We start from the raw sequence: 21,808 nt of genomic DNA on the forward strand, positions 1-21,808 counted from the left end.
TCCCCGACCGACGCGGCGTGCGCTCCACCAGGGGAGGCGCACGCCGCGTCGGGGGCGGGCCTTACCGGCGTACGGTCACCACGGGGTCACCCGCGGCGGCGTCCTGACCGGTGTGCGGTTCGACCGAGGCGAGGTCCGCGGTGTTGGTGACGGTCATCAGGGTGACGGTCGAGTGGTCCGCGGCGCGCACGGCGTCGAGGTCGACCTCGACGAGGAGGTCGCCGGTACGGACCTTCTGGCCGGACTCGACGCGTACGTCGAAGCCTTCGCCCTTCATCTGCACCGTGTCGATGCCGACGTGGATGAGCACCTCGATGCCGTCCGCGGTGCGGATGCCGTAGGCGTGGCCGGTGTCGACGACCGTGACGAGCTCGCCGTCGACCGGGGCGACCACACGGCCGTCGGCGGGCTCGATGCCCACGCCCTCGCCGAGCGCGCGGGAGGCGAAGACCGGGTCCCCGACCTCGTCGAGGGAGACCACACGGCCTGCGACCGGCGCCGCGAGCTCGGTGCCCGTGGCGGTGGCGGCGGCGGCCGGTGCGTCCTCGCCGCGGGCGGCGGCCTCGGCCGCGTCGCGCTCGGCGTTGAACTCGGCGCGGTCCTCAGCGGTGCGGAAGTCGGAGAAGTAGACCAGCGCCATCGAGGTGAAGAACGCCGCCGTGATCGCGATGACGTACGCGACCGCCGGGGAGAAGACGGGGATGGTCAGCAGGGACGTGAAGGCGAAGGCCTTGGTGTCCACGCCGCCCATGACGCCCACGATCACGCCGCCCACGAGGCAGCCCACGAGCATGCGCGGGTAGATCCGCTTGAAGCGCAGGTGGATGCCGTACAGGGAAGGCTCGGAGATGCCGCCGAGCAGGCCCGCGGCCAGGGCGCCGGTGGCGGTCTGGCGCATCTCCTTCTCGCGGTGGCGCATCGAGAGCAGCAGCACACCGGCGGTCGCGCCGAAGCAGGCGAAGTTCCAGGCGCCCATGGGGCCCTGGATGAAGTCGTATCCCAGGGTGTTGATGTTGACGAGCATGAGCGCGTTCAGCGGCCAGTGCAGACCCAGCGGGACCAGGAACGGGTAGATCAGCGGGATCATGATCGCGAAGACGATCGGGGCGTTGCCGTTCAGCCAGGACAGACCCTCGCCGAGGCCGTTGCCGGCCCAGATGCCCATGGGGCCGATGAGGAAGGCGGTGATCGGGATCATGATCAGCATGCTGAAGAACGGCACGAAGACCATGTGCACGGCCTCGGGGAAGATGCGCTGCAGGCCCTTGTAGACCAGGGCGAGCAGGGCGACCATCAGCAGCGGTACGAAGACCTGGCCGCCGTAGTCGTTCAGCTGCATCGGCAGCCCGAAGACGTGCGCGACGCACTCCTGGGTGCCCAGCGTCCCGTTGGTGGTGCAGGTGATCCCGGGGATTCCGGAGTCCTTGTTGAGCATGCCCGTGAAGTTCGGGGTCATCACCGCGGCCATCACGGCGGCGCCCACCCACGGGTCGATCTTCAGCTTCTTCGCCGCGTTGTAGGCGACGAAGATCGGCAGGAAGTACAGGACCGAGCGCCACATGGCGTCGACGAACACCCAGGTCGCGGACTTGTCCGCGGCCCGGAAGTCGACCACGCCGACGGCGTCGAGGACGGAGGCGATCGCGATGATCAGCGAGGAGCCGAGCAGCACACCCATGAGCGGGCGGAACGAGTCCGAGAGGTACTCGAAGAAGTTGTCGACCCAGGCGAAGCGCCCGCGGCCCTTGGCGCGGGCGGCGGCCTTGACGTCGGCGTCGGACTGCGGACGGGGCTTGCCGCCCCCGCTCATCGACGGCAGGTTCATGATCTCGGAGTAGACCCGCGCGACGGCGCCGCCGACCACGATCTGGAAGCGGTCGCCGGACTGCGGAACGGTGCCCATCACGCCGTTCAGGGCGTCGAGCGCGGCCTGGTCGACCTTGGCTCCGTCATGGAGCTGGAAGCGCAGGCGCGTCGCGCAGTGCGTGACGCTCTCGATGTTCTCGGCTCCGCCGATACCGCGAAGGATGTCCTTCGCCAGTGCATCGGTCGCCGGTGCGGGTGTGTTCATGATGCGTCCTTGCATCCTTTGCTTCTCTGCCAACGTGGCTCGGCCCAACAAAAAAGGCCTGAGCAACGCCAATGGCGCTGCTCAGGCCTTGCCTCCCCTCGGGCGGAACCGCTCGGGGGAGTAACAACCCTGTGATCGAGATCGATCGGCCGTCACTGTAGACCGACCGCGGCGGCGAGGGCAAACGCCCCCTGATGTTCGAGTGCGAATGAGTGTGGTCGGGTGCGGATGATCCGTAGAGCGCCGGAGCGGCATGGATGTGTCATGTTCCGGATGAGGACACAGAGAAGACTGAGATGGGTGTCGGTCGCCGCCGCGGCCGCCGTCGCACTGGGGGCGGGGCTGGTCGCCGCGCCGCCCGGACACGCCGCCGACGATCCGGTGGACGTCGTGGTCGACGGGAACGACGTACGGGCCGACAACGTGAACGGCCTGACGTACAAGGGCCTCGGCGTGCTCAGCTGCAACAGCACGAGCAATCTGCTGATGGACTACAAGGCCGAACACCCGGAGCGGTACTGGCAGTTGATCCGGGTGCTGTTCGGGGGTGCCAACCCGCTCGTCAACCACGTCAAGGTCGAGATGGGCTCGGACACCAACACCTCGACCGGCGCCGACCCGGCGACCATGCGTACGGCGGACGAACTCGCCGACGCCGCCCGCTCCCCGGGCTTCCAGCTGGCCGCCGACGCCAGGACGGTCAATCCGGGGCTCAAGGTGTCGGTCCTGCGCTGGGAAATGCCGCGATGGGTCCAGCAGGAATGGGACAAGGGGACCGGCAACGACGAGATGTACCGGTGGTACAAGGAGACGCTTCTCGACGTGTACCAGAAGTACGGGTACATGGTCGACTACGTGAACCCGGACAAGAACGAGACCCGCACGCCGGACGTGTCGTTCGTCAAGTGGTACAAGAACGCCGTCGTGAACGACACGGATTTCTCCGACGCGCGCTACGGCATTCCGGTGGCCGAGCGGGGCGCGGTGGCGAAGGCGTACCACCGCATCAAGATCGTCGCCTCCGACGAGAACAACACCCTGAACATGGGGCCGGCGATGCTCAGCGACGCCGATCTGTTCGGGATCGTCGACGCGACCGGGTACCACTACACGACCGAGGACCGGCACGACGGCACCGCCGACAGCGCCACGAACCTTCCGTATACGAAGCTGGCCACCGGCGACAACACCTTCGGCCAGGACAAAGAGGTCTGGTACAGCGAGGGCACCGCCTCGTTCGGATACACCGACTACCGGGTCAACAACAATGAAGGCCCGAACGGAGCGAGCACCGGAATCGGCGGTGTGCAGAGCGCGCTCGACGTCGCCAACCGGCTGGTCAAGAGTTACGCGAACTCCAAGCGCACCCACTACATATTCCAGCCGGCGATCGGCGCCTTCTACGAGGGTGCCCAGTACAGCCACAAGGAACTGGTCAGCGCCCGCGACCCGTGGTCGGGATATCTGCACTACGACGCGGCGCTGTACGTCATGCAGCAGTTCACCCAGTTCGCGAAGACCGGCTGGGAGAACGACACCAACACGGCCGGGATCTGGCGGACCGTCCCCGAGGCCAGTTACAGCGGGGTGAGCGGGACCGAGAACCTCGACGGGTCCAACGGCGCACCGAGCTACATGACGCTCGCCGACCCCGCGAAGAAGGACTTCTCGACCGTCGTCGTCAACGACAGCGACCAGCCGAAGACCTATCGCATCAAGGCCGAGAACCTGCGGCTCGGCAGCGATCCCACGATGGAGGTGTGGGAGACCCGGGCGGCCGACGCCGGGCAGCGCTACGACGCCGACTTCAAGCACCTGGTCGACGAGATGCGCCCCGACGGCGACGGCTTCTACACGTACACCGTGAAGCCGCGGTCCATCACGACCCTGACGACGCTGGACAAGAGCGCCGACCCGGCCACGCGGCAGCGCCTTCCGCAGTCCGGCGAGCGCGCCGTCCTCGACACCGACGCGCACGGCAAGCGGTCCGACACCCGCGACGGCTTCCTCTACGCCGACGACTTCGCGTACGACGAGGAGGGCAGGGTCAGGGTCGGCCGTACGTCCCAGCCGTATCTCTCTTCGCGCGGCAACCAGCCCCGCTACATGGTCGACCAGACCGGCGCGTGGGAGGTGGGCGGCGACGGGGTGCTCTACCAGTACATGGACCAGTCCATGAAGGACACCGGCGCATGGAACAAGAACACCCCCAACACGACGGTCGGCGACTTCCGTTGGGAGAACTACAAGGCATCCGTCGACGTCTCCTTCCCGGACAAGGACGGCGGGCTCGCCGCCCTCGGCGTGCGCCAGCAGAAGGGCATGGCGATCAGCGACGCCGCCTACAGCCTGCGGATCGGTCCCGACGGCGCCTGGACGTTCTACGAGTACGGCACGGCGCTCCAGCAGGGCACGGTCGCGGCGGCCGGCGGCTACCGCCTCGCCGTCGAGGCGAAGGGGGCGCAGGTCACCGCCTTCGTCGACGGCAAGGCGGTGGCGGCGTACGAGGACCCGACCCCGGAGACCGAGGGGCGCGTCAAGCTCGGCAGCGGTTTCCAGAAGACCGGCTTCGACAACTTGAAGGTCGAGAAGGTCGACGGCTACACGCCGTACGCGGCCGCGCAGGTGGACAACATGGACAGCGCGGTGTCGTACGAGGGCACATGGAGCCGGAAGGCGTCTCTCGGCGACGCGATGGACTGGTACCGGTCGACGTCGACGAGCACGACGGCCGGGGCCTCCTTCACCGTCCCGTTCCGCGGTACGGGTGTGGATGTCATCGGCGGCAACGACGGCAGCGCCGTCCTCGACGTCTATGTCGACGGCGAGTTGGCCGTCCGGGGCGCGAAGACCGCCGCCACCGACAAGCGTCTGGCGACGTATGCGCTGCGCGGTCTGCCGGACGGCAGGCACGAGGTGCGGTTCGTTCTGACGGCCGGGAAGCTCGTCGTGGACGCCCTCAACACCGTCTCCGGCGGTGATGTGCACGGCGCTGTCGACACGGCACCGGTCCGGAGCGCCCTGGCGGACGTCGGGACGCCGGAGCGGGGCGATTACACCGACGCTTCGTGGCCGGTGTTCGCCCGTGCCCTTGCTGCGGCAAAGGCCGGCGCGGACGGGCGGAAGGGGCTCGACGCGGTCGGCGTCGAGCAGCTCGCGGGCCGGCTGCGGGCGGCGTACGACCAGCTGGTGCGTACGTAGACGGTTCTGTTGCGAGGGTGAGCGGCTTTGGCGCGGGTGTCGCCGGGGCCGCTCACACCGTTTCGCGGCGCCGGGGCGTGCGTGCGGGCAGGGACGGGGGCGCGGCCGGGAGCGACGACGAGCGGATGATCAACTCCGGGAGGATCAGCGCCCGTTGGGCGGGCCTGCGCCTTCCTTCTAGGAGCCGCGCCAGCATCATCTCGACGGCCGTACGGCCCACGAGCGCCTTCGGCGGCCGCACCGCGGTGATGGCCGGGTCGGCGAGATGGGCCACCTCGTCGTCGTAGCTGACGAGCGCCATGTCGTCGGGGACGCGGATGCCCTGTTCGGTCAGGTACTGGACCACCGAGAGGGCGTCGGGGTCGCTGTGCACGATGAGCGCCGTGATGCGGGAGCGGCGGCAGCCCTCCAGGATGTCGCCGATGATCCGGCGGTGACCCGGCACGTCGAGGGCGACGCTCTCGCGTATCAGGAAGGCGTCGGACAGGCCGAGCCCGGCGCACGCGCGGTGCCAGCCCACGGCCAGGTGCGCCGAGGTGGGGCTGCCCTTGGACAGGACGAGACCGATGTTGCGGTGGCCGAGCGTGTGCAGATGCCGCACCGCCATCTCCAGGCCGGTCGCATGGTCGCTGCGCACCCATTCGAGCTGGTGCGGCGTCGGGGTCCACTCGGGCGTCTGGCGCTCCACGAAGATGACCGGGACCGGCAGTTTCCCGATCCAGTCGATCATCTCGTGCATGCCGGGACCCTCCAGGTTCGGGGCGAGCAGCAGCCCCTGCACCTGTCCGGATTCGGTCAGCCGCACGATCTGCCTGCGGTCCTCCGCCTGGTCGTAACTGGAGCCCCGCAGCTGGACGTTGACGCCGTGCGCGGCCGCGGCATTGCGTACGCCACTGACGATGTGAGGCCAGTAGAAGTCCAGCGAAGGGACGACCATCCCGATCGTGAACGCGGGCGTCGCGAGCCTGCGCCGGCGCACCGGCTCCTGCTCCAGCGGAGACGGCAGCGTGGCCCCGCCGTGCACCCGGGTCAGCAGGCCGCGGTCGGCCAGGGCCGCGATGTCCCGCCGGATGGTCAGCTCGCTCACCGACAGATCGAGGGCGAGTTCGCGTACGCGAACAGCGCCGTGCAGTCGCAGCCGGTCCATCAGCCGCTCGCGGCGTTGCAGCGCGAACAACTGGTCGGCCCCCGCGGGCGGTTCGTGGTTCTCGTGCTGTGCCGACGTCATGGCGCATCCCCTCCCGTCCGGTGCTGAGCCGGGCGCGATGTTCGAGTCTGTTCGGATCGTTTCGTCTCTGGTCGAGCTCTGGTGGGTTTGTGTGGGCGACCACTATCTCTGACTCAGCGACTTCTGGCTGGAACTCGCCGGAAACACAGAGGGCACCTGCTGTTTGAGCAGGCGCCCCATGACAGAGGAGCTCGTACCGCATGCAGACCAAGGCCCGCGCTCTGGTCGTGATGAGCAGGTCCAGCTTCGAGGCCCACTTCGACGCCGACCGCCTGCGCCGCCTCGCCGGCCTCGTGACCCTGGACGACCCCTGCTGGACCGACGAGCTCGACAGCGCCCGGTCGCGCGAACGCCTGGCCCGCGCCGAGGTGCTCCTCACGTCCTGGGGCGCGCCCGCCCTCACCCCGCAGCGGGTCGCCGCGGCCCCCCGGCTGCGGGCCGTGCTGCACGGCGCGGGCAGCGTGCGCGATCTCGTCGGCCAGGAGGTGTGGCGGCGCGGGATCCGGGTGACCAGCGCCGCGGACGCCAACGCCGTACCGGTCGCCGAGTACACCCTCGCGGCGATCATCTTCGCCGGGAAGAAGGCCCCGTTCCTCGCCGCCGACGAGCAGCGCGCGTACGGGGGCTGGGGCTCGGTCACCGGGTACGGCGACGTGTCCAACTTCCGGCGGACCGTCGGCATCGTCGGCTTCTCGCGGATCGGGCGGCAGGTCGTCGAGCTCCTGAAGGTGCTGCGCGGCACCACCGTCCTGGTCGCCGACCCGTACGCGGACCCGGACGAGGTGGCCCGGGCCGGCGCGACCCTCGTACCGCTGGAGGAGATGCTGCCGCGGGTCCACGTCCTGTCCGTGCACGCCCCCGAGACGGCCGGGACCCACCACCTCATCGGCGCCGGGCAGCTGCGCAGGCTCCCCGACTTCGCGACCGTCATCAACACCGCCCGCGGCTCGCTCGTGGACCCCGACGCGCTGGCCGCCGAGTGCGCCTCACGACGGCTGTTCGCGATCCTCGACGTCACCGACCCCGAACCGCTGCCCGCCGACTCGCCGTTGCGCCGCCTCGGCCGCGTGATGATCACCCCGCACATCGCCGGGTCCCTGGGCACCGAGATCGGCCGGCTCACCGACCACGTCCTCGACGAACTCACCCGCTTTGTCGGCCGGCAGCCCCTGCGGGCCGAGGTCACCGCGGAGAGCTGGGCCCTGGGCCTGAGCGCCTGACCCTCCCCCGATTTCCCCCGCACCATCCGTGAGCTCAAAGGAGAGCCGCCGCCATGAAGTTGAAGAAGAGCCTCGCCCGCATAGCACCGCTGGTCGTCGCCACGGCCCTCACCGCCACCGCCTGCGACGCCAGCGGGACGGACAGCAGCTCGTCGTCCGACGGCAAGACCGTCGTGAAGGTCGCGCTGTGGAACTACAAGACCACACCCGAGTTCAAGGCACTGATCGACGGCTTCGAGGCCAAGAACCCCGACATCGACGTCCAGCCGGTCGACATCCTCGCCGACAGCTACCCGGACAAGGTCACCACGATGCTGGCGGGCGGTGACACCACCGACGTCCTCACCATGAAGAACGTCACCGACTACGCCCGCTACGCCACCCGCGGCCAGCTCCTCCCGCTGACCGACGAGGCGACCAAGCTCGACAAGGCGTCGTACTCCGGCCTCGATGACTACAACCTCAAGGGCAAGTACTACGCGCTGCCGTACCGCTCCGACTTCTGGGTCCTCTTCTACAACAAGGACATGACGGGCAAGGCCGACATGTCTAAGCTGACCTGGGACGACTACGCGAAGCTCGCGAAGCAGTTCACCAAGGGCTCGGGATCCGACAAGGTCTACGGCACCTATCTGCACACCTGGCGCTCCGTCGTCCAGGCGATCTCCTCCGCGCAGACCGGCGGCGACCAGCTCGGCGGCGACTACGGGTTCTTCAAGGACCAGTACGACATGGCCCTCGGCCTGCAGAAGGCGAAGGCGGTCCTGCCGTTCTCCGCGGCCTCCAGCAACCAGATCACCTACGACTCCCAGCTGACCACCGGCAAGGCCGCGATGGTCCCGATGGGCTCCTGGTGGGCGGCCGCGCTGCTCGCCGAGAAGCAGCAGGGCAAGAACGACATCAACTGGGGCATGGCGCCGATGCCGCAGATCAAGAGCGACGGCAAGACCGTCACCTTCGGCTCGCCGACCGCGTTCGCCGTCAACAAGAAGGCCAAGAACGCCGACGCCGCCAAGAAGTTCGTCACCTGGGCCTCGGGCCCCGAGGGCGCGGCCGCCGTCGCGAAGATCGGTGTCACGCCCGCGTACACCAGCGACAAGATCCTCGACACCTTCTTCTCGGTCGACGGCATGCCGACCGACGCGCTGTCCCGTACGGCGATGCAGCCGACCACGGTGAAGCTGGAGATGCCGGTCAGCGACAAGACCTCCGACATCGACCAGATCCTCAAGGAGGAGCACGAGCTGATCATGAGCGGCGAGAAGTCCGTCGACGCGGGGATCAAGGAGATGGACAAGCGTGTGAAGGACGAAGTCCAGTGAGTGCCGCCGCCCCGCCCGTCGCACCGCCCGTCACCAAGAACGCGTCCCCCGGCGCTTCCGCGGCCGCCCACCAGGCCGCCGCGAAGCGCCGGCGGCGCCGGAACCTCCTGGTCGGCTGGTCCTTCATCCTGCCGAACTTCCTCGGCTTCGCCGCCCTCACCCTCGTCCCGGTGATCGGCGCGCTCGCGATGGCCTTCACCCAGTGGGACTCCTACTCCACCCCGAAGTGGGTGGGCCTGGACAACTTCCAGCGGCTGTGGAACGACTCCAACTTCTGGGCCGCCCTGCAGAACACCTTCTACTACGCGGCCGGCCACATCCCGCTGACCCTCGGCGTCTCGCTCGGCCTCGCCGTACTGCTCAATCAGAAGCTGCGCGGCGTGCACGTCCTGCGGACCGCGTTCTTCTTCCCGTACATCACCTCGCTCGTCGCGGTCGCCGTGGTGTGGAACATGCTGCTGAGCCCCGACTCGGGGCCCGTCAACCAGTTCCTGTCGTTCCTCGGAGTCGATCACCCGCCGGGCTGGACCAGTTCACGGGACTGGGCGATGCCCGCGCTGATCATCGCGAGCGTGTGGCGCGACATGGGCTACTACATGGTGCTGTTCCTGGCCGGCCTGCAGACCGTCCCGGCCGAGCTGTACGAGGCGGCCCGCATGGACGGAGCAGGTCCCTGGCAGCGGTTCTGGCACGTCACCCTGCCCGGGCTGCGGCCCACGACCTTCTTCGTCACCGTCATGATCACGGTCTCCAGCTTCAAGGTCTTCGACCTGGTGCAGGTGATGACCGAGGGCGGTCCCGGCCGCTCCACCCTCGTCCTGTCCCAGCTGATCTTCCGTGAGGGCATCACCCAGGGCCGCTTCGGCTACGCCTCGGCCGTCTCCCTCGCGCTCTTCCTGATCTGCCTGGTGATCACGGTGATCCAGTTCCAGATGCAGCGAAGGAGCGAGCGATGAGCACCACCGTCGTGCGCAAGGTGACCGGGCAGATCGTCCTGTACGTACTGCTCGCCGCGGTGGCGGTCGCGGTCCTGCTGCCGTTCATCTGGATGCTGATCTCGTCGGTCAAGGACGACCGCGACGTGTTCACGGTGCCGGTCCAGTGGATCCCCGAAGAGTTCAAGTGGGAGAACTTCTCCAGCATCTGGACGCGGGTGCCGTTCGCCGCCTACCTCGGCAACTCGTTCTTCCTGAGCGTCGTGATCACGTTCCTGCAGGTGCTGACCGGCAGCTTCGCGGCGTACGGCTTCGCCAAGATGCGCTTCCCCGGCCGGGACCTCCTCTTCACCGGGTACATCGCGACGATCGCCGTGCCGTGGCAGGCGTACATGGTGCCCCAGTACGTGATCATGCAGAAGCTCGGCCTGGTGAACTCGTACACGTCACTGATCCTGCTGCAGGCCTTCGGCGCGTTCGGCGTCTTCCTGATGCGGCAGTTCTATCTGACGATCCCGGTCGAGATCAGCGAGGCGGCCCGCCTCGACGGCCTGACCGAGTACGGGATCTGGGCGCGGATCGTGCTCCCGCTGTCCAAGCCGGCCCTCGCGAGCCTCGCGCTCCTGACGTTCGTGAACACCTGGAACGACTACATGGGCCCGTTCATCTATCTGACGGACAACCGCCTGTGGACGGTGCAGTTGGGGCTGCGCGCCTTCATCGGCCAGTACGACGCCGAGTCCGCGATGATCATGACGGGTTCGGTGCTCTCCGTGGTGCCGGTCCTGGCCGTGTTCCTGCTCGGCCAGCGCTACTTCGTCGAGGGCATCGCGACCACGGGGGTGAAGGGATGAACCGGACGCGGCTCAACGTCGCCCACGGATCGTGGGAGTTGATCTGGGCGCACGTCCACCGCGTCCTGGTCGTCAACCTCGGGATCGCCGTGACGAACCTTCCCCTGCTGCTCGCGCTGCAGGTGAGCCATCAGCCGTGGCGCCACCCCGTGGTCTTCGGGCTGTTGCTGCTGGTGCTGCCGGGGCCCTCGCTGGCTGCCGCGTTCGCGTATCTCGGTGCGACGACGGGGGACGAACAGGCTCCCGTACGGCTGTTCGTCCGGGCCTACCGGCAGCTCTTCCGGCGGGCTCTGCTGGTCTCGGCGCCGTTCGTACTGCTCATGATCGCGGCCGTGGCCGATGTCGTCACCCTGCGAACCACCGGACTGGGGACGGCAGTTGTCCCCATGGCGGCGGTGGCCGCGCTGGTCGCCGCGCTCGCGTGGCCCGTCGCACTCGCCCACGTGGCCGCGGGAGAGACCGTGGAGCGGAGACTGTTCCTGCTCGCTCCGTACGCGGTGGTCCGGCACGCGGGGCTGGCCCTGATGAACCTGGTGCTGGGGATCGTGGCCCTGGTCCTCGTCAACCAGATGCCGTTGCTGGGGCTCGCGGTGCTGCCCGGGTGTGTGCTGTTCGTGGTGTGGCGCAACTGCCGGGTCATGGTGGCCCTTCCGGGCCGCCACCGACCGGAAGCCGTCCTGGCGACGTTGTCCTGAAGCGCGCCCGGTACGCCGAGGGCGTCACACCGAGATGGCGCAGGAACACCCGGCGCAGGGTCTCGTCGCTGCCGAGGCCGCTGCGCCGGGCCGCGGCGGTGACGCTCTCGCCCGTGTCGAGGAGGGTCCGGGCGGCTTCGAGGCGGACCGACTCCACGTAACCGCCCGGCGTATCGCGGATCTCGCTGTGGAAGAGCCGGGTGAGGTGGCGTGCGCTGACACCGGCCCGGCGGGCGAGCTCCGGCAGGGAGTGGTCCGCCGCCGGGTCCGCGGCGATCTCCCTGAGGAGTGCGGCGAGCACGTCGTGGCGCGGTGCCGGGGTGTGCCCGGCCACGGAGAACTGCGACTGCCCGCCCGGGCGTTGGAGGAAGACCACCAGGTCGCGGGCGACTTCACGGGCCAGCTCCGCGCCCTCGTCGGCCTCGACGAGGGCCAGGGAGAGATCCAGGCCGGCGCTCACGCCCGCCGAGGTGTAGATCCGGCCGTCCTGTACGAAGATCGCGTCCTCGTGCACCTCGATGTCGGGATGGTGTCGCGTCAGCGTCCCCGCGTGCCGCCAGTGCGTGGTGGCACGCCGGCCGCGCAGCAGCCCCGCCTCGGCCAGCGCGAAGGCGCCGGTGCAGACGGATGCGGTGCGCCAGGACGCGGAGTGCAGCGTGCGGACGGCGTCGAGAAGGCCGGCCGGCACCTGCTGGGGGAGGCCGGGGGAGCCGGGCACGATCAGGGTGTGGATGCGCCCGGACAGGCTGTCGGCGGAGTCCGTGAGCAGCCGGGTTCCTGCCGAGGTGGTGACGGCCCCGCCGTGCGGGGAGAGCAGGACCGGCGTGTACCGGGCCCCCAGGGTGACGGCCGTACTGAACACCTCGAGGGGGGCCGTGACGTCGAGGAGCCGGACACCGTCGTAGGCGAGTACGGCGACGGTGCGGGAGAGGGCGGGCCTGCGCAAGCTCATCTCTCCAGGTTAGCGAAGCGCCATGTCCATATGTGTGGGATTCCTGTCCTGATGGACATGGCCGGACGGTGCGTGCGGCCGACAGGATGAGGACATGACCACACACATCGCCGGCGTCGAAATCCCCGACAGCGCGCTCGCCAGGGAGGCGACCGAACTCGTCCGCGACACCGCGGGCCCGCTCCTGTACGACCATTCGCGCCGGGTCTACCTCTTCGGTGCACTGCGCGGCCGCCGTCGCGATCTGGCCTTCGACCCTGAACTCCTCTACGTGGCAGCCCTGTTCCACGACCTGGGGCTCACACAGAAGTACGCCGCCTCCGAGCAGCGCTTCGAGATCGACGGCGCGGACGCGGCCCGCGACTTCCTGCTGCGGCACGGTCTGACAGCCGAGCGCGCCCGGGTCGCCTGGACGGCGATCGCCCTGCACACGACGCCCGAGATCCCGTACCGGATGGAGCCGGAGGTGGCCCTGGTCACCGCCGGGGTCGAAGTCGACGTCCTGGGGCTCGGGTTCGACGAGGTCGGCGACGCGCAGCGGGAGGCGGTCGTGACCGCGCATCCCCGGCCCGACTTCAAGCGCCGGATCCTCGCGGCGTTCACCGAGGGCATCGCGCACCGCCCCGCCAGCGCGTTCGGCAACGTCAAGTCCGATGTGCTCGCCCACTTCTCACCGGGCTTCGTCCGTACCGACTTCGTGACCGTCATCGAGAACTCGGAGTGGTCGGAATGAGCACGCGCCCCCCGCTGCCGCCGTTCACCGAAGCCGGCGCGCTCGCCAAGGTGCAGGCCGCCGAGGACGCGTGGAACACCCGTGACCCCGACCGGGTCTCACTCGCGTACACGGAGGATTCCGTGTGGCGCAACCGCGACACCTTCGTGCGAGGGCGGGAGGAGATCCGCGCGTTCCTCGCCGCGAAGTGGAGCAGGGAGCTCGACTACGCACTGCGCAAGGAGCTGTGGTCCTTCACCGAGGACCGCATCGCCGTCCGCTTCCAGTACGAGTGGCGGGACGCGGACGGCGGGCACTGGCGCTCGTACGGCAACGAGTTGTGGGAGTTCGACGCCCACGGCCTGATGCGACGGCGCGAGGCGAGCATCAACGACGTGCCGATCCGTGCGGAGGAACGCCGCATCTTCGGTCCCCGGCGGCCGGGGACGCGAGGCGCGCTTCCTCTGGCGTGAGGGCGGCAACCTTTGGTTCGACAGCGTCGACTACGGCATGGAACAGCACTCATCCAGCATTCGAAGACGACGAATTGCGAGGCGAGGATGCGACGACCAGTCGTAGTGAGACTCAGTGCGGTCGTGGCCGCGGCGGCCTGTGTGGCCGCCGCCGGCGTGGCCCTGTCGATGCCCGAGGCATCGGCGGCGGCCGCGGGCGCCACCGGCTACGCGTCCCAGAACGGCGGGACCACCGGGGGAGCGGGCGGGACAACCGTCAAGGCCACCACCGGGACCCAGATCCACCAGGCCCTGTGCAGCCGGGCCTCCAGCAGCACCCCGATCATCATCCAGGTCGAGGGGACCATCAACCACGGCAACACCACCAAGGTGTCGGGGGACAGCTGCAACACCGCCGCCGACCGGATCGAGCTGAAGCAGATCAGCAACGTCACGCTCGTGGGCGTCGGCAGCGGGGCGGTCTTCGACCAACTGGGCATCCACGTCCGCGAGTCGAGCAACATCATCATCCAGAACGTGACCGTCAAGAACGTCAAGAAGTCGGGCTCGCCCACCTCCAACGGCGGTGACGCCATCGGCATGGAGGCCGACGTACGCAACGTCTGGGTCGACCACACCAGCCTGTTGGCCTCGGGCGGTGAGTCCGCGGGCTACGACGGCCTCTTCGACCTGAAGGACAACACCCAGTACGTGACGCTGTCCTACAGCACCCTGCGCAACTCCGGGCGCGGCGGGCTCGTCGGCTCCAGCGAGACCGAGCTTTCGAACAGCTTCATCACGTACGACCACAACCTGTACGAGAACATCGACTCGCGCACGCCCCTGCTGCGCGGCGGCACGGCCCACATCTACAACAACTACTACGTGAGCCTGAACGAGTCCGGCATCAACTCCCGTGCCGGGGCCCACGCCAAGGTCGACAACAACTACTTCAAGGACTCCAAGGACGTCCTGGGTACCTTCTACACCGACGCGGCCGGATACTGGCAGGTCAGCGGCAACATCTTCGACAACGTGACCTGGTCGGCGAAGAGCAGCGAGAACAATCCGGCGGGGCCCGACCCGACGTCCAACACCACCGTCAGCATTCCGTACGCGTACACCCTCGACGCGGCGAGCTGTGTCCCCGACGTCGTGAGCCGCACGGCGGGCGCCGGCAAGGGGCTGCTGGTCTCCGACGGCAAGTGCGCGGCGCAGTCGCCGAGCCCGACGCCCAGTACGACGGCCACAGCCACCCCGACCCCGACGGCCACCGCGACCCAGCCCACCGGCACCAACCTCAGCCTCGGTGCCGGTGCCGACGGCTCCAGCAAGGCCGACGGGACGAGCTACGGCAACGTACGGGACGGGAACCTGAGCACTTACTGGTCGCCTGCGTCGGCGACCGGTTCCGTCTCGGTCAAGTGGGGCTCCGCCACCTCGGTGGCGCGGGCCACCATCCGTGAGACGTCGGGCGCGGCGGGCCGCATCGGGTCGTGGCGGTTGCTCAACGGCGACACGGGCGCCGTGCTGACCACCGGCAGCGGGGCGGGCGTCATCTCCTTCCCCGCAGTCTCGCTGAAGAAGATCACCTTCGAGATCACCGGGTCGACCGGCACCCCGCAGGTCGCCGAGTTCGAGACGTACGCCGGATAACCGGCTGTTCCCTCCCGCCGGGGCCTTTGGTCCCGGCGGGACGGGATTTTCCGGGCCCTGTGGCCGTACGGCTCAAGGCGCGGGAGTCCGCCGCGGTGCCTACGCTCGGTGGGAGACCACCGTGCCGGGAGGCGACCATGTCATTGCGCGTGAAGCCGGGAACATCATGGGACGAGGTGTACGCCAGGTGCGTGCGCGCCGCCCCCGAGGCCTTCCAGGCCGACCGGCTGAACAACCTGGAGCGCGGCGAGTGGCTCGCCAGCGGCACCCCCGGTGAACACACCACACCCGTCGACGGCAGCGCGATCCCCGGACCGCCGCGCGTCGGCGCCGAGGACGCGGCCACCGCGGTCGGCTGGGCCTGTGCCGAGCACCGGGCCTGGCAGCGGGTGGATCTGGACGAGCGCCGGGCGCGGGTCAGCGCCGCCGTGGACGCGCTGGAGGCCCACCGCGAACTCCTCGCCCTGCTGCTGGTCTGGGAGATCGGCAAGCCCTGGCGCCTCGCGCTCGCCGACGTGGACCGGTGTCTGGACGGGGTGCGCTGGTACGTGGGCGAGATCGAGCGGCAGATGGAGCTCGGCGGTCGGCGCAAGCCCCTGGACGGGCCCGTCTCCAACATCGCCAGCTGGAACTACCCCATGAGCGTCCAGGTCCACGCCGAACTGGTGCAGCTGCTGGCGGGCAACGCCGTGATCGCCAAGACCCCGAGCCAGGGCGGATTCCACTGCCTGACCCTCGCCCACGCCCTGATGCGCCGCTGCGACCTGCCCGTCACCCTGATCTCCGGTGTCGGCTCGCAGATCGGCAGCTCCCTCATCCGCGGCGAGGGCCTCGGCGCGCTCGCCTTCGTCGGCGGACGCAGCAACGGCCGCAAGGCCGCCGCCGAGCTCGCCGACACCGGTCGGCGCCACATGATCGAGCAGGAGGGCCTCAACGCCTGGGGCATCTGGGACTTCTCCCAGTGGGACGTTCTGGCCAAGCATCTGCGCAAGGGGTACGAGTACGGGAAGCAGCGGTGCACCGCCTACCCGCGCTTCGTCGTCCAGCGCCGGCTCTTCCCGCAGTTCCTGGAGACCTATCTCGGTGTCGCGGCCGACCTGCGCTTCGGGCATCCGCTCGCCGTGGACCAGCCGGACGACGACCTCCCGGAGCTCGACTTCGGCCCCGTCATCCACGCGGCCAAGGCCGCCGAGCTCGCCCGCTACTACGAGGAGGCGCTGCAGGGCGGTGCCGTCCCGCTCCACCACAGTGCCCTGGAGGCCGGGCGTTTCCTGGACGGCCAGGACACCGGCGCCTACGCGGCCCCGGCCGCCGTCCTCGCACCGCCCGCCAACTGGGCGCTTCGCCACCGCGAGCCCTTCGGGCCGCTGGACTCGGTCGTCATCGTGGACTCCGAGAGCGAGCTGCTGGCCGAGATGAACGCGAGCAACGGCTCACTGGTGGCGAGCATCGCGACCGACGACCAGGCGTTCGCCGACCGCGTCGCCCCGGAGGTCCGCGCCTTCAAGGTCGGCGTGAACGCGCCCCGCAGCCGAGGCGACCGCGAGGAGCCCTTCGGCGGGGTGGGCGCCTCCTGGAAGGGCGCGTTCGTCGGCGGCGACCTGCTCGTACAGGCGGTGACGCAGCCCGCGGACGCGGGCGTGCACGAGCTGCTGTACGGAAACTTCCCGGACTACAGCCAGTACCCGCCGCGCTGAGCAGCCGAGCTGCTACTCGACGACGAGCTCGACCTCGATGTTGCCGCGGGTCGCCTTCGAGTACGGGCAGTACGCGTGGGTCGCCTCGACCAGCTCGCGGCCGGTCGCGGCCTCGATCGTGTCCGGCAGCTCGACGCGCATCACGACCGCGAGGCCGAAGCCCGTGTCGTCCTTGCCGATGGAGACCTCGGCGGTCACCGAGACGTCCTTGGTGTCGACCTTCATCTGGCGGCCGACGGCGCTCATGGCACTGGCGAAACAGGCCGCGTACCCGGCGGCGAAGAGCTGCTCGGGGTTGGTGCCCTGACCGTTGCCGCCGAGGGCCGGGGGCATGGCGAGGGTGAGGTCGATCTGGCCGTCGGAGCTGACGGCGCGGCCCTCGCGGCCGTTGGCGGTGGCGACAGCGGTGTACAGCGCGTCCATGGGATGTCCTTCCGTAGGTCCGGCCTTAAGCATGGCACGCAATTAAGTTGTGCACAACTCAATCGCGTGCGAAGAGCTACGCTGTTCCCATGACCGACGACGCCGAACTGCTCCGCCTCGACCACCAGGTCTGCTTCTCGCTGCACGCCGCCTCGCGCGCGTTCGGCGGCGTCTACCGCGACGCCCTGAAGGACCTCGGGCTCACCTACCCCCAGTACCTGGCGATGATGGTGCTCTGGGAGCACGGACCGCAGCCCGTCAAGGCGATCGGCGAGCAGCTGCGGCTCGACTCGGGGACGCTCTCGCCGCTGCTCAAGCGGCTGGAGACGGCCGGTCTCGTACGACGTGAGCGCAGCGCCGCCGACGAGCGGTCCGTGACCGTCGAACTCACCGTCGCGGGACACGAGTTGAAGGAGAAGGCGCTGCCCGTGCCGCGCCGGATCCTCGCCGCCACGGGTATGGAGATCGAGGAGATCCTCGCCCTCCAGGCCCTGCTGGGGCGGCTCACCGGCGCTCTCGACCGCGCTCACTGAGGACTTCGGCGGCGGGTGGCAGCGCATCGGCTCCCGCCCGCTGCGGCAGCCAGAGGCCGCCCGCAGCAAGGAGTGCGGTCGCCGCCGCTCCGGTGAGCACCGGTACGTTGCCGGCCCAGGAGGCGAGCGCGCCGCCCGCCAGCGCCCCCGCGGGGACCGTCCCCATGAGGGCCGCCTGGACAAAACCGGCCACGCGGCCCTGGAGGTGGGGCGGGGCGATGAGCTGCTGGGTGGTGGTCATGGAGATCGCCCATACCGTGCCCGTCAGCCCGAAACAGAGCTGGTAGGCGATCAGCGCGGGAAAGGCGAAACCCAGTGACGCGGCCGGGATCAGGAAGATCGCGGCGGCCGCGAGCAGGGCGCAGATCTGCGTCGCCCGGAAGAGACCGATGGTCGCGGCGAAGCGCCCGGCCAGGAGCACGCCGAGGACCGTGGCGACGCTGAAGGTGGCGTACACGGTCCCCAACTGCCAGGCGGGCAGAGCAAGGTCACGGGTCGCGTACACGACGAAGAGCGCGTCCGCCGCCCCGCTGCCCACATTGAACCCGGCACCCGCGAGCACCTGCCGCCGCAGCAGCCGGTGCGCGCGCACCACCTCGAAACCCTCGCGCAGCGCGGCCGCCCGGGATCCGCCCGAAGGGCCTTTCCGCTCGGCCGGGGTGTTCAGCGAGGCGGGGAGACAGAGCAGGAGCACGGCCTCCACGCCGTACGCGACCGAACCCGCGAGCAGCGCGGGGGCCGCCCCCGCGAAACCGACCAGCACACCGCCGAGGGCCGGGCCGCCGATCTGGCCCGCCGTACGGGCGCCCGTCAGCGCGGAGTTGGCGGTCAGCAGCTGCTTCCCCCGCACCACCCGGGGCAGGGCGGCCTGCAGGGCCACGGTGAGCGTGGAGGTGAGGGCGCCCGACGCGGTGGCGACCACGTACAGATGGAGCCAGCTGAGCCGGTCCATGGCGCCCGCGAGCGGAACGGAGCCGACGACCAGGACCTGTAGGACCGTCAGCAGTACGGCCAGGGAGCGCAGCCTGGCCCGGTCGACGAGCACACCGGCGAAGGGACTCAGCACCGCTCCGGGCAGATAGTTCAGCGCCATCAGGGCCGCCGCCCCGAAGGGGCCCGCGTTCAGCCGGTCCACGGCCAGCAGCGCGAGCGCCAGGGTGGTGACCTGGCGTCCGACGGAGCTGGCCGCCTGCTCGCCGCAGAGGAGAAGGAAGGCGCGGTGACGGCGGAGAGGGCGTACCGGGGGGCCGGAATCCATCGGGTCAGATCGCTGCGCAGGGCACGGGCCACTGGCGCAGGCGCGGCGGCAGGGCCACCGCCCAGCCGTCGGTGACCAGGACCAGCCTCTCGGCCGCCAGTACGGAGGCCGCCTTGCGGTGTACGGCGCTCAGCCCGTCCAGCGGTGTCGGCTCGGCGAGGGTGAGGAAGGCGGCCAGAAGCTCGGGATGGGCGAGCGTGAACCGTGCCGAGGCCGAGGACTCCCTGCGGTCCATGACCGTGACGAAGTCCGGACCGCGCCGGTGGTAGAGCAGCCCGTACGCATGGCGGGAGCGCCAGTCCGTCAGCGCGGGCGGCTCGTCGGGCAGCGGGGCGGGCGGCGGAAGATGGTGCAGCGGCGCGGTGTCCGCCGCGCCGTCCGGGACCCAGTCCACGGCGAGCGCATGGCTCTGGCACTCGCGCAGGAACTGGACCGACACCGCCGCACCCCGGCCGCCTCCGGCCAGCGGGAGCGGCTCCCGCACCCGCACGCGACGGCCCGTGACGGTATGCGGTACGGCGGCCGGGAGGAGCGCGGTCATCCGGCGACTCCCTCGAACGCCGGCCGCTCCGGCGCGGGTTCGGTCAGACGTACCGGCTCGTTGCGGGTGGGCAGCGACACGTACGACCGGGTGTCGAAGTACAACAGCCCCAGGGCGACCGCCTGTTGAAGCCATGCGCCCAGTTCTTCGGAGCTCACCGGGTTGCCCTCGCCCGTCAGCAGCCTGAGCAGCGCGGGCTCGGTGCGGCCGGGCTCCAGATGGCGCAGTGCCGCCGCCTCCCAGCCGGTGAGCCGGTGCGTGCGGTGCGGCCGGCCGTGGCGGCGGTCGTGCACCAGCAGATCGCCACCGCCGTCCTCCGCCACCTCCTCCAGGAGCAGGGTGGAGGAGGCGTGCCCGGCATGCCAGGCGCGTACGGCCGCCAGGAGGCGCTCCTCGGTGGTGCCGCCGATCCCCGCGGGCGGGGTGTCGAAGAGATAGACCAGATCGGCCAGTTCGGCCTCGGGCAGGTCGTAGACATGGCCGTACATCTCGGCCGGACGGCGCTCCGCGAAACCCAGGGCAGGGGTGGCGAAGTTGGGGCTGAAGCGCTCCAGCTGGATGCGGAAGGCGCCGCCCGGCGGCTGCAGATGGACGAGCGCGGGCAGCTGGTCGATGACGGACGTGTAGTCCTCGGCGCTCTCGCCGGGGAAGCCGTAGAGGTAGTTCCAGGTGCAGGTCAGCGAGTGGTTCGCGCAGTCCCGCAGCGTGCGGACGTTGCGAGTGCCGGTGACGCCCTTGTCCATGAGCTCCAGCGCCCGGTTGCTGAGGGACTCGATCCCCGGCTGGATGTGCACCGCCCCGGCCCGGGCCAGCAGCCCCAACTGGTCCGAGGAGAGGTTGGACTTGACCTCGTAGTGCATCCGCAGGTCCCAGCCACTTCTCGCGGCCATGGGGAGGAAGTCCTTGAAGTAGCTCATGTCGATGATGTTGTCGACGGTGACGATGTCGAGGAGGCGGTGGCGTCGCACCAGCCGGTCGATCTCCGCCCACAGCTGCTCGCCGGGCTTGGCGCGAAATGCCATGGCCGAACCGTTGAGCCCGCAGAAGGTGCAGTGGTGCTTCTCGCCCCACCAGCAGCCCCGCGCACCCTCCACCACCAGCTTGGGGTGCACGTACTCCGCCACCGGGGACGCGTCCAGGGCCGACTGCCACAGGTCGTAGTCGGGCGGGGGGATGTCGGCGGGCGCCACCGTGCGCCGGGTCTCCTCGTTGGCCCGTGAGACGGCGCCGTCCCACCAGCACACTCCGGGTACGTCCACCGGGCGGGTGGCGGCGGCCAGATGGCCGAGGAGGGCGGGGAAGGCGTACTCGCCCTCGCCGCGCACCACATGGTCGACGAAGCGGTGATTGCGGTGCAGGGCATGGCCCATGGGCCCGTCGCAGTTGCTGCCGCCGAAGACGACAGTGATCCCCGGACGGCGCCGCTTGAGCTCCTTCGCGAGCGCGAGCGAGGACACGTTCTGCATGAACGTACTGGTGAACCCCACGACGTCCGGGTCGCCGGCGAGGATCTCCGCCGCGCACAACTGCACGAACTCCGCCGCGTGGACGCGCATCGCGGAGGCCTTGTCGATGGCGGTGCCCCGGCGGCGGGCGTAGTCGTCGAGGGCGGCGACGCCCCAGGACGGGTCCTCGTACAGGACGCCGGAGAAGACCCAGTCCCCGAGCCCGTCGAAGATGGCGTCGCTGCCCACCGCGACATGGTCGCCCGGACGCAGCAGCCCCTGGGACCGCTCGAGCAGGAACTCCGCCCAGCGCAGCGAGCCGTGGAACTCCCGCACCTCGTCCTGCGGCCTGGTGCGCGCGACGAGCGCGTGCAGCAGGCCGATCTGGAGGGAAGGGAGTTCCACCGGCTGCCACGGCATGGTCACCAGGTGGACGCGGAGCCCTTGCGTGGTGCTCAGAGCGCGGGCCGCTTGTCGATGGTGTGCCGCTCGCGGTTCTTCGACTCCTCGTCGCGGACCACCACCTTGTTCAGGTCCAGGGTGATCTCGGTGACGTCGTCTTCCTTCTCGTCGTCCATACGCGCACTCCTTACGGGGTCGGTGTCCGGGCTCG

Annotated in this window: 19 protein-coding genes; 11 read left to right on the forward strand and 8 right to left on the reverse strand. The window is 69.8% G+C overall.

Translation table 11 applies throughout. The features are described 5' to 3' along the window. Positions 1-61 precede the first annotated feature (61 nt). A complete protein-coding gene (locus OG707_RS31595) occupies positions 62-2,071 on the reverse strand; it encodes a glucose PTS transporter subunit IIA (RefSeq protein WP_329124373.1) in 2,010 nt (669 codons plus the stop codon). A gap of 300 nt (positions 2,072-2,371) precedes the next feature. Here OG707_RS31595 and OG707_RS31600 point away from each other — a divergent pair, with 300 nt between their 5' ends. Continuing rightward, positions 2,372-5,272 carry a GH59 galactosidase gene (locus OG707_RS31600; protein WP_329124375.1) on the forward strand — a complete coding sequence of 967 codons (2,901 nt, stop codon included), beginning with the start codon at positions 2,372-2,374 and terminating at the stop codon, positions 5,270-5,272. 52 nt (positions 5,273-5,324) lie between these two features. On the opposite strand, the gene OG707_RS31605 is transcribed toward OG707_RS31600, so the two are convergent. Continuing rightward, positions 5,325-6,500, reverse strand: coding sequence for a substrate-binding domain-containing protein (locus OG707_RS31605; protein WP_329124377.1), 1,176 nt, complete (start codon positions 6,498-6,500; stop codon positions 5,325-5,327). 200 nt (positions 6,501-6,700) lie between these two features. Between OG707_RS31605 and OG707_RS31610 the strand changes: the two genes are divergently transcribed. Genes OG707_RS31610 through OG707_RS31630 form a run of 5 tightly spaced genes read left to right on the forward strand, consistent with a single transcriptional unit; the run spans position 6,701 to position 11,526 of the window. Continuing rightward, complete coding sequence (locus OG707_RS31610; RefSeq protein WP_329124379.1) at positions 6,701-7,720, forward strand: hydroxyacid dehydrogenase; 1,020 nt, start codon at positions 6,701-6,703, stop codon at positions 7,718-7,720. 53 nt (positions 7,721-7,773) lie between these two features. Then, positions 7,774-9,042 (forward strand): extracellular solute-binding protein, encoded by a 1,269-nt coding sequence (locus tag OG707_RS31615; protein WP_329124381.1) that lies wholly within the window; start codon positions 7,774-7,776, stop codon positions 9,040-9,042. Beyond that, positions 9,039-9,998 carry a carbohydrate ABC transporter permease gene (locus OG707_RS31620; RefSeq protein ID WP_329124383.1) on the forward strand — a complete coding sequence of 320 codons (960 nt, stop codon included), beginning with the start codon at positions 9,039-9,041 and terminating at the stop codon, positions 9,996-9,998. Before OG707_RS31615 ends, OG707_RS31620 begins: the two co-directional genes overlap by 4 nt. Beyond that, positions 9,995-10,831, forward strand: a complete 837-nt coding sequence (locus tag OG707_RS31625; RefSeq protein ID WP_329124386.1) for a carbohydrate ABC transporter permease — start codon at positions 9,995-9,997, stop codon at positions 10,829-10,831. The genes OG707_RS31620 and OG707_RS31625 overlap by 4 nt, the downstream gene beginning before the upstream one ends. Further along, positions 10,828-11,526 carry a hypothetical protein gene (locus OG707_RS31630; protein ID WP_329124388.1) on the forward strand — a complete coding sequence of 233 codons (699 nt, stop codon included), beginning with the start codon at positions 10,828-10,830 and terminating at the stop codon, positions 11,524-11,526. Before OG707_RS31625 ends, OG707_RS31630 begins: the two co-directional genes overlap by 4 nt. On the opposite strand, the gene OG707_RS31635 is transcribed toward OG707_RS31630, so the two are convergent. Continuing rightward, positions 11,468-12,478 carry a GlxA family transcriptional regulator gene (locus OG707_RS31635; protein ID WP_329124391.1) on the reverse strand — a complete coding sequence of 337 codons (1,011 nt, stop codon included), beginning with the start codon at positions 12,476-12,478 and terminating at the stop codon, positions 11,468-11,470. The two genes, OG707_RS31630 and OG707_RS31635, sit on opposite strands and share 59 nt — an antisense overlap. Positions 12,479-12,572: 94 nt before the next feature. Here OG707_RS31635 and OG707_RS31640 point away from each other — a divergent pair, with 94 nt between their 5' ends. From OG707_RS31640 to OG707_RS31655, 4 genes are all read left to right on the forward strand, one after another. Then, entirely contained in the window at positions 12,573-13,211 is a 639-nt protein-coding gene (locus OG707_RS31640) for an HD domain-containing protein (RefSeq protein WP_329124394.1), read from the forward strand. Continuing rightward, positions 13,208-13,663, forward strand: a complete 456-nt coding sequence (locus tag OG707_RS31645) for a nuclear transport factor 2 family protein (protein ID WP_329124396.1) — start codon at positions 13,208-13,210, stop codon at positions 13,661-13,663. Before OG707_RS31640 ends, OG707_RS31645 begins: the two co-directional genes overlap by 4 nt. A gap of 87 nt (positions 13,664-13,750) precedes the next feature. Then, positions 13,751-15,298 carry a pectate lyase family protein gene (locus tag OG707_RS31650; RefSeq protein ID WP_329124398.1) on the forward strand — a complete coding sequence of 516 codons (1,548 nt, stop codon included), beginning with the start codon at positions 13,751-13,753 and terminating at the stop codon, positions 15,296-15,298. Positions 15,299-15,435: 137 nt separating this feature from the next. Further along, entirely contained in the window at positions 15,436-16,995 is a 1,560-nt protein-coding gene (locus OG707_RS31655; RefSeq protein WP_329124400.1) for an aldehyde dehydrogenase family protein, read from the forward strand. Between the two features lie 12 nt (positions 16,996-17,007). On the opposite strand, the gene OG707_RS31660 is transcribed toward OG707_RS31655, so the two are convergent. Beyond that, positions 17,008-17,418, reverse strand: coding sequence for an organic hydroperoxide resistance protein (locus OG707_RS31660; RefSeq protein ID WP_329124402.1), 411 nt, complete (start codon positions 17,416-17,418; stop codon positions 17,008-17,010). 89 nt (positions 17,419-17,507) lie between these two features. On the opposite strand from OG707_RS31660, the gene OG707_RS31665 reads away from it, so the two are divergent. Further along, a complete protein-coding gene (locus OG707_RS31665) occupies positions 17,508-17,951 on the forward strand; it encodes a MarR family winged helix-turn-helix transcriptional regulator (protein ID WP_329124404.1) in 444 nt (147 codons plus the stop codon). Here OG707_RS31665 and OG707_RS31670 read toward each other — a convergent pair. From OG707_RS31670 to OG707_RS31685, 4 genes are read right to left on the reverse strand one after another with little or no spacing between them, the layout of a single operon-like run. Beyond that, on the reverse strand, positions 17,923-19,209 hold the full coding sequence (locus tag OG707_RS31670; protein ID WP_329124406.1) for an MFS transporter: 1,287 nt from the start codon (positions 19,207-19,209) through the stop codon (positions 17,923-17,925). The genes OG707_RS31665 and OG707_RS31670 overlap by 29 nt on opposite strands. A 4-nt stretch (positions 19,210-19,213) precedes the next feature. Continuing rightward, complete coding sequence (locus OG707_RS31675; protein WP_329124408.1) at positions 19,214-19,750, reverse strand: DUF5825 family protein; 537 nt, start codon at positions 19,748-19,750, stop codon at positions 19,214-19,216. Further along, a complete protein-coding gene (locus tag OG707_RS31680) occupies positions 19,747-21,621 on the reverse strand; it encodes a RiPP maturation radical SAM C-methyltransferase (RefSeq protein WP_329124410.1) in 1,875 nt (624 codons plus the stop codon). The genes OG707_RS31675 and OG707_RS31680 overlap by 4 nt, the downstream gene beginning before the upstream one ends. Positions 21,622-21,650: 29 nt before the next feature. Continuing rightward, positions 21,651-21,773 carry a hypothetical protein gene (locus tag OG707_RS31685; RefSeq protein ID WP_329124412.1) on the reverse strand — a complete coding sequence of 41 codons (123 nt, stop codon included), beginning with the start codon at positions 21,771-21,773 and terminating at the stop codon, positions 21,651-21,653. Between the last annotated feature and the right edge of the window lie 35 nt (positions 21,774-21,808).

Source organism: Streptomyces sp. NBC_01465 (assembly GCF_036227325.1).
GTDB lineage: Bacteria > Actinomycetota > Actinomycetes > Streptomycetales > Streptomycetaceae > Streptomyces.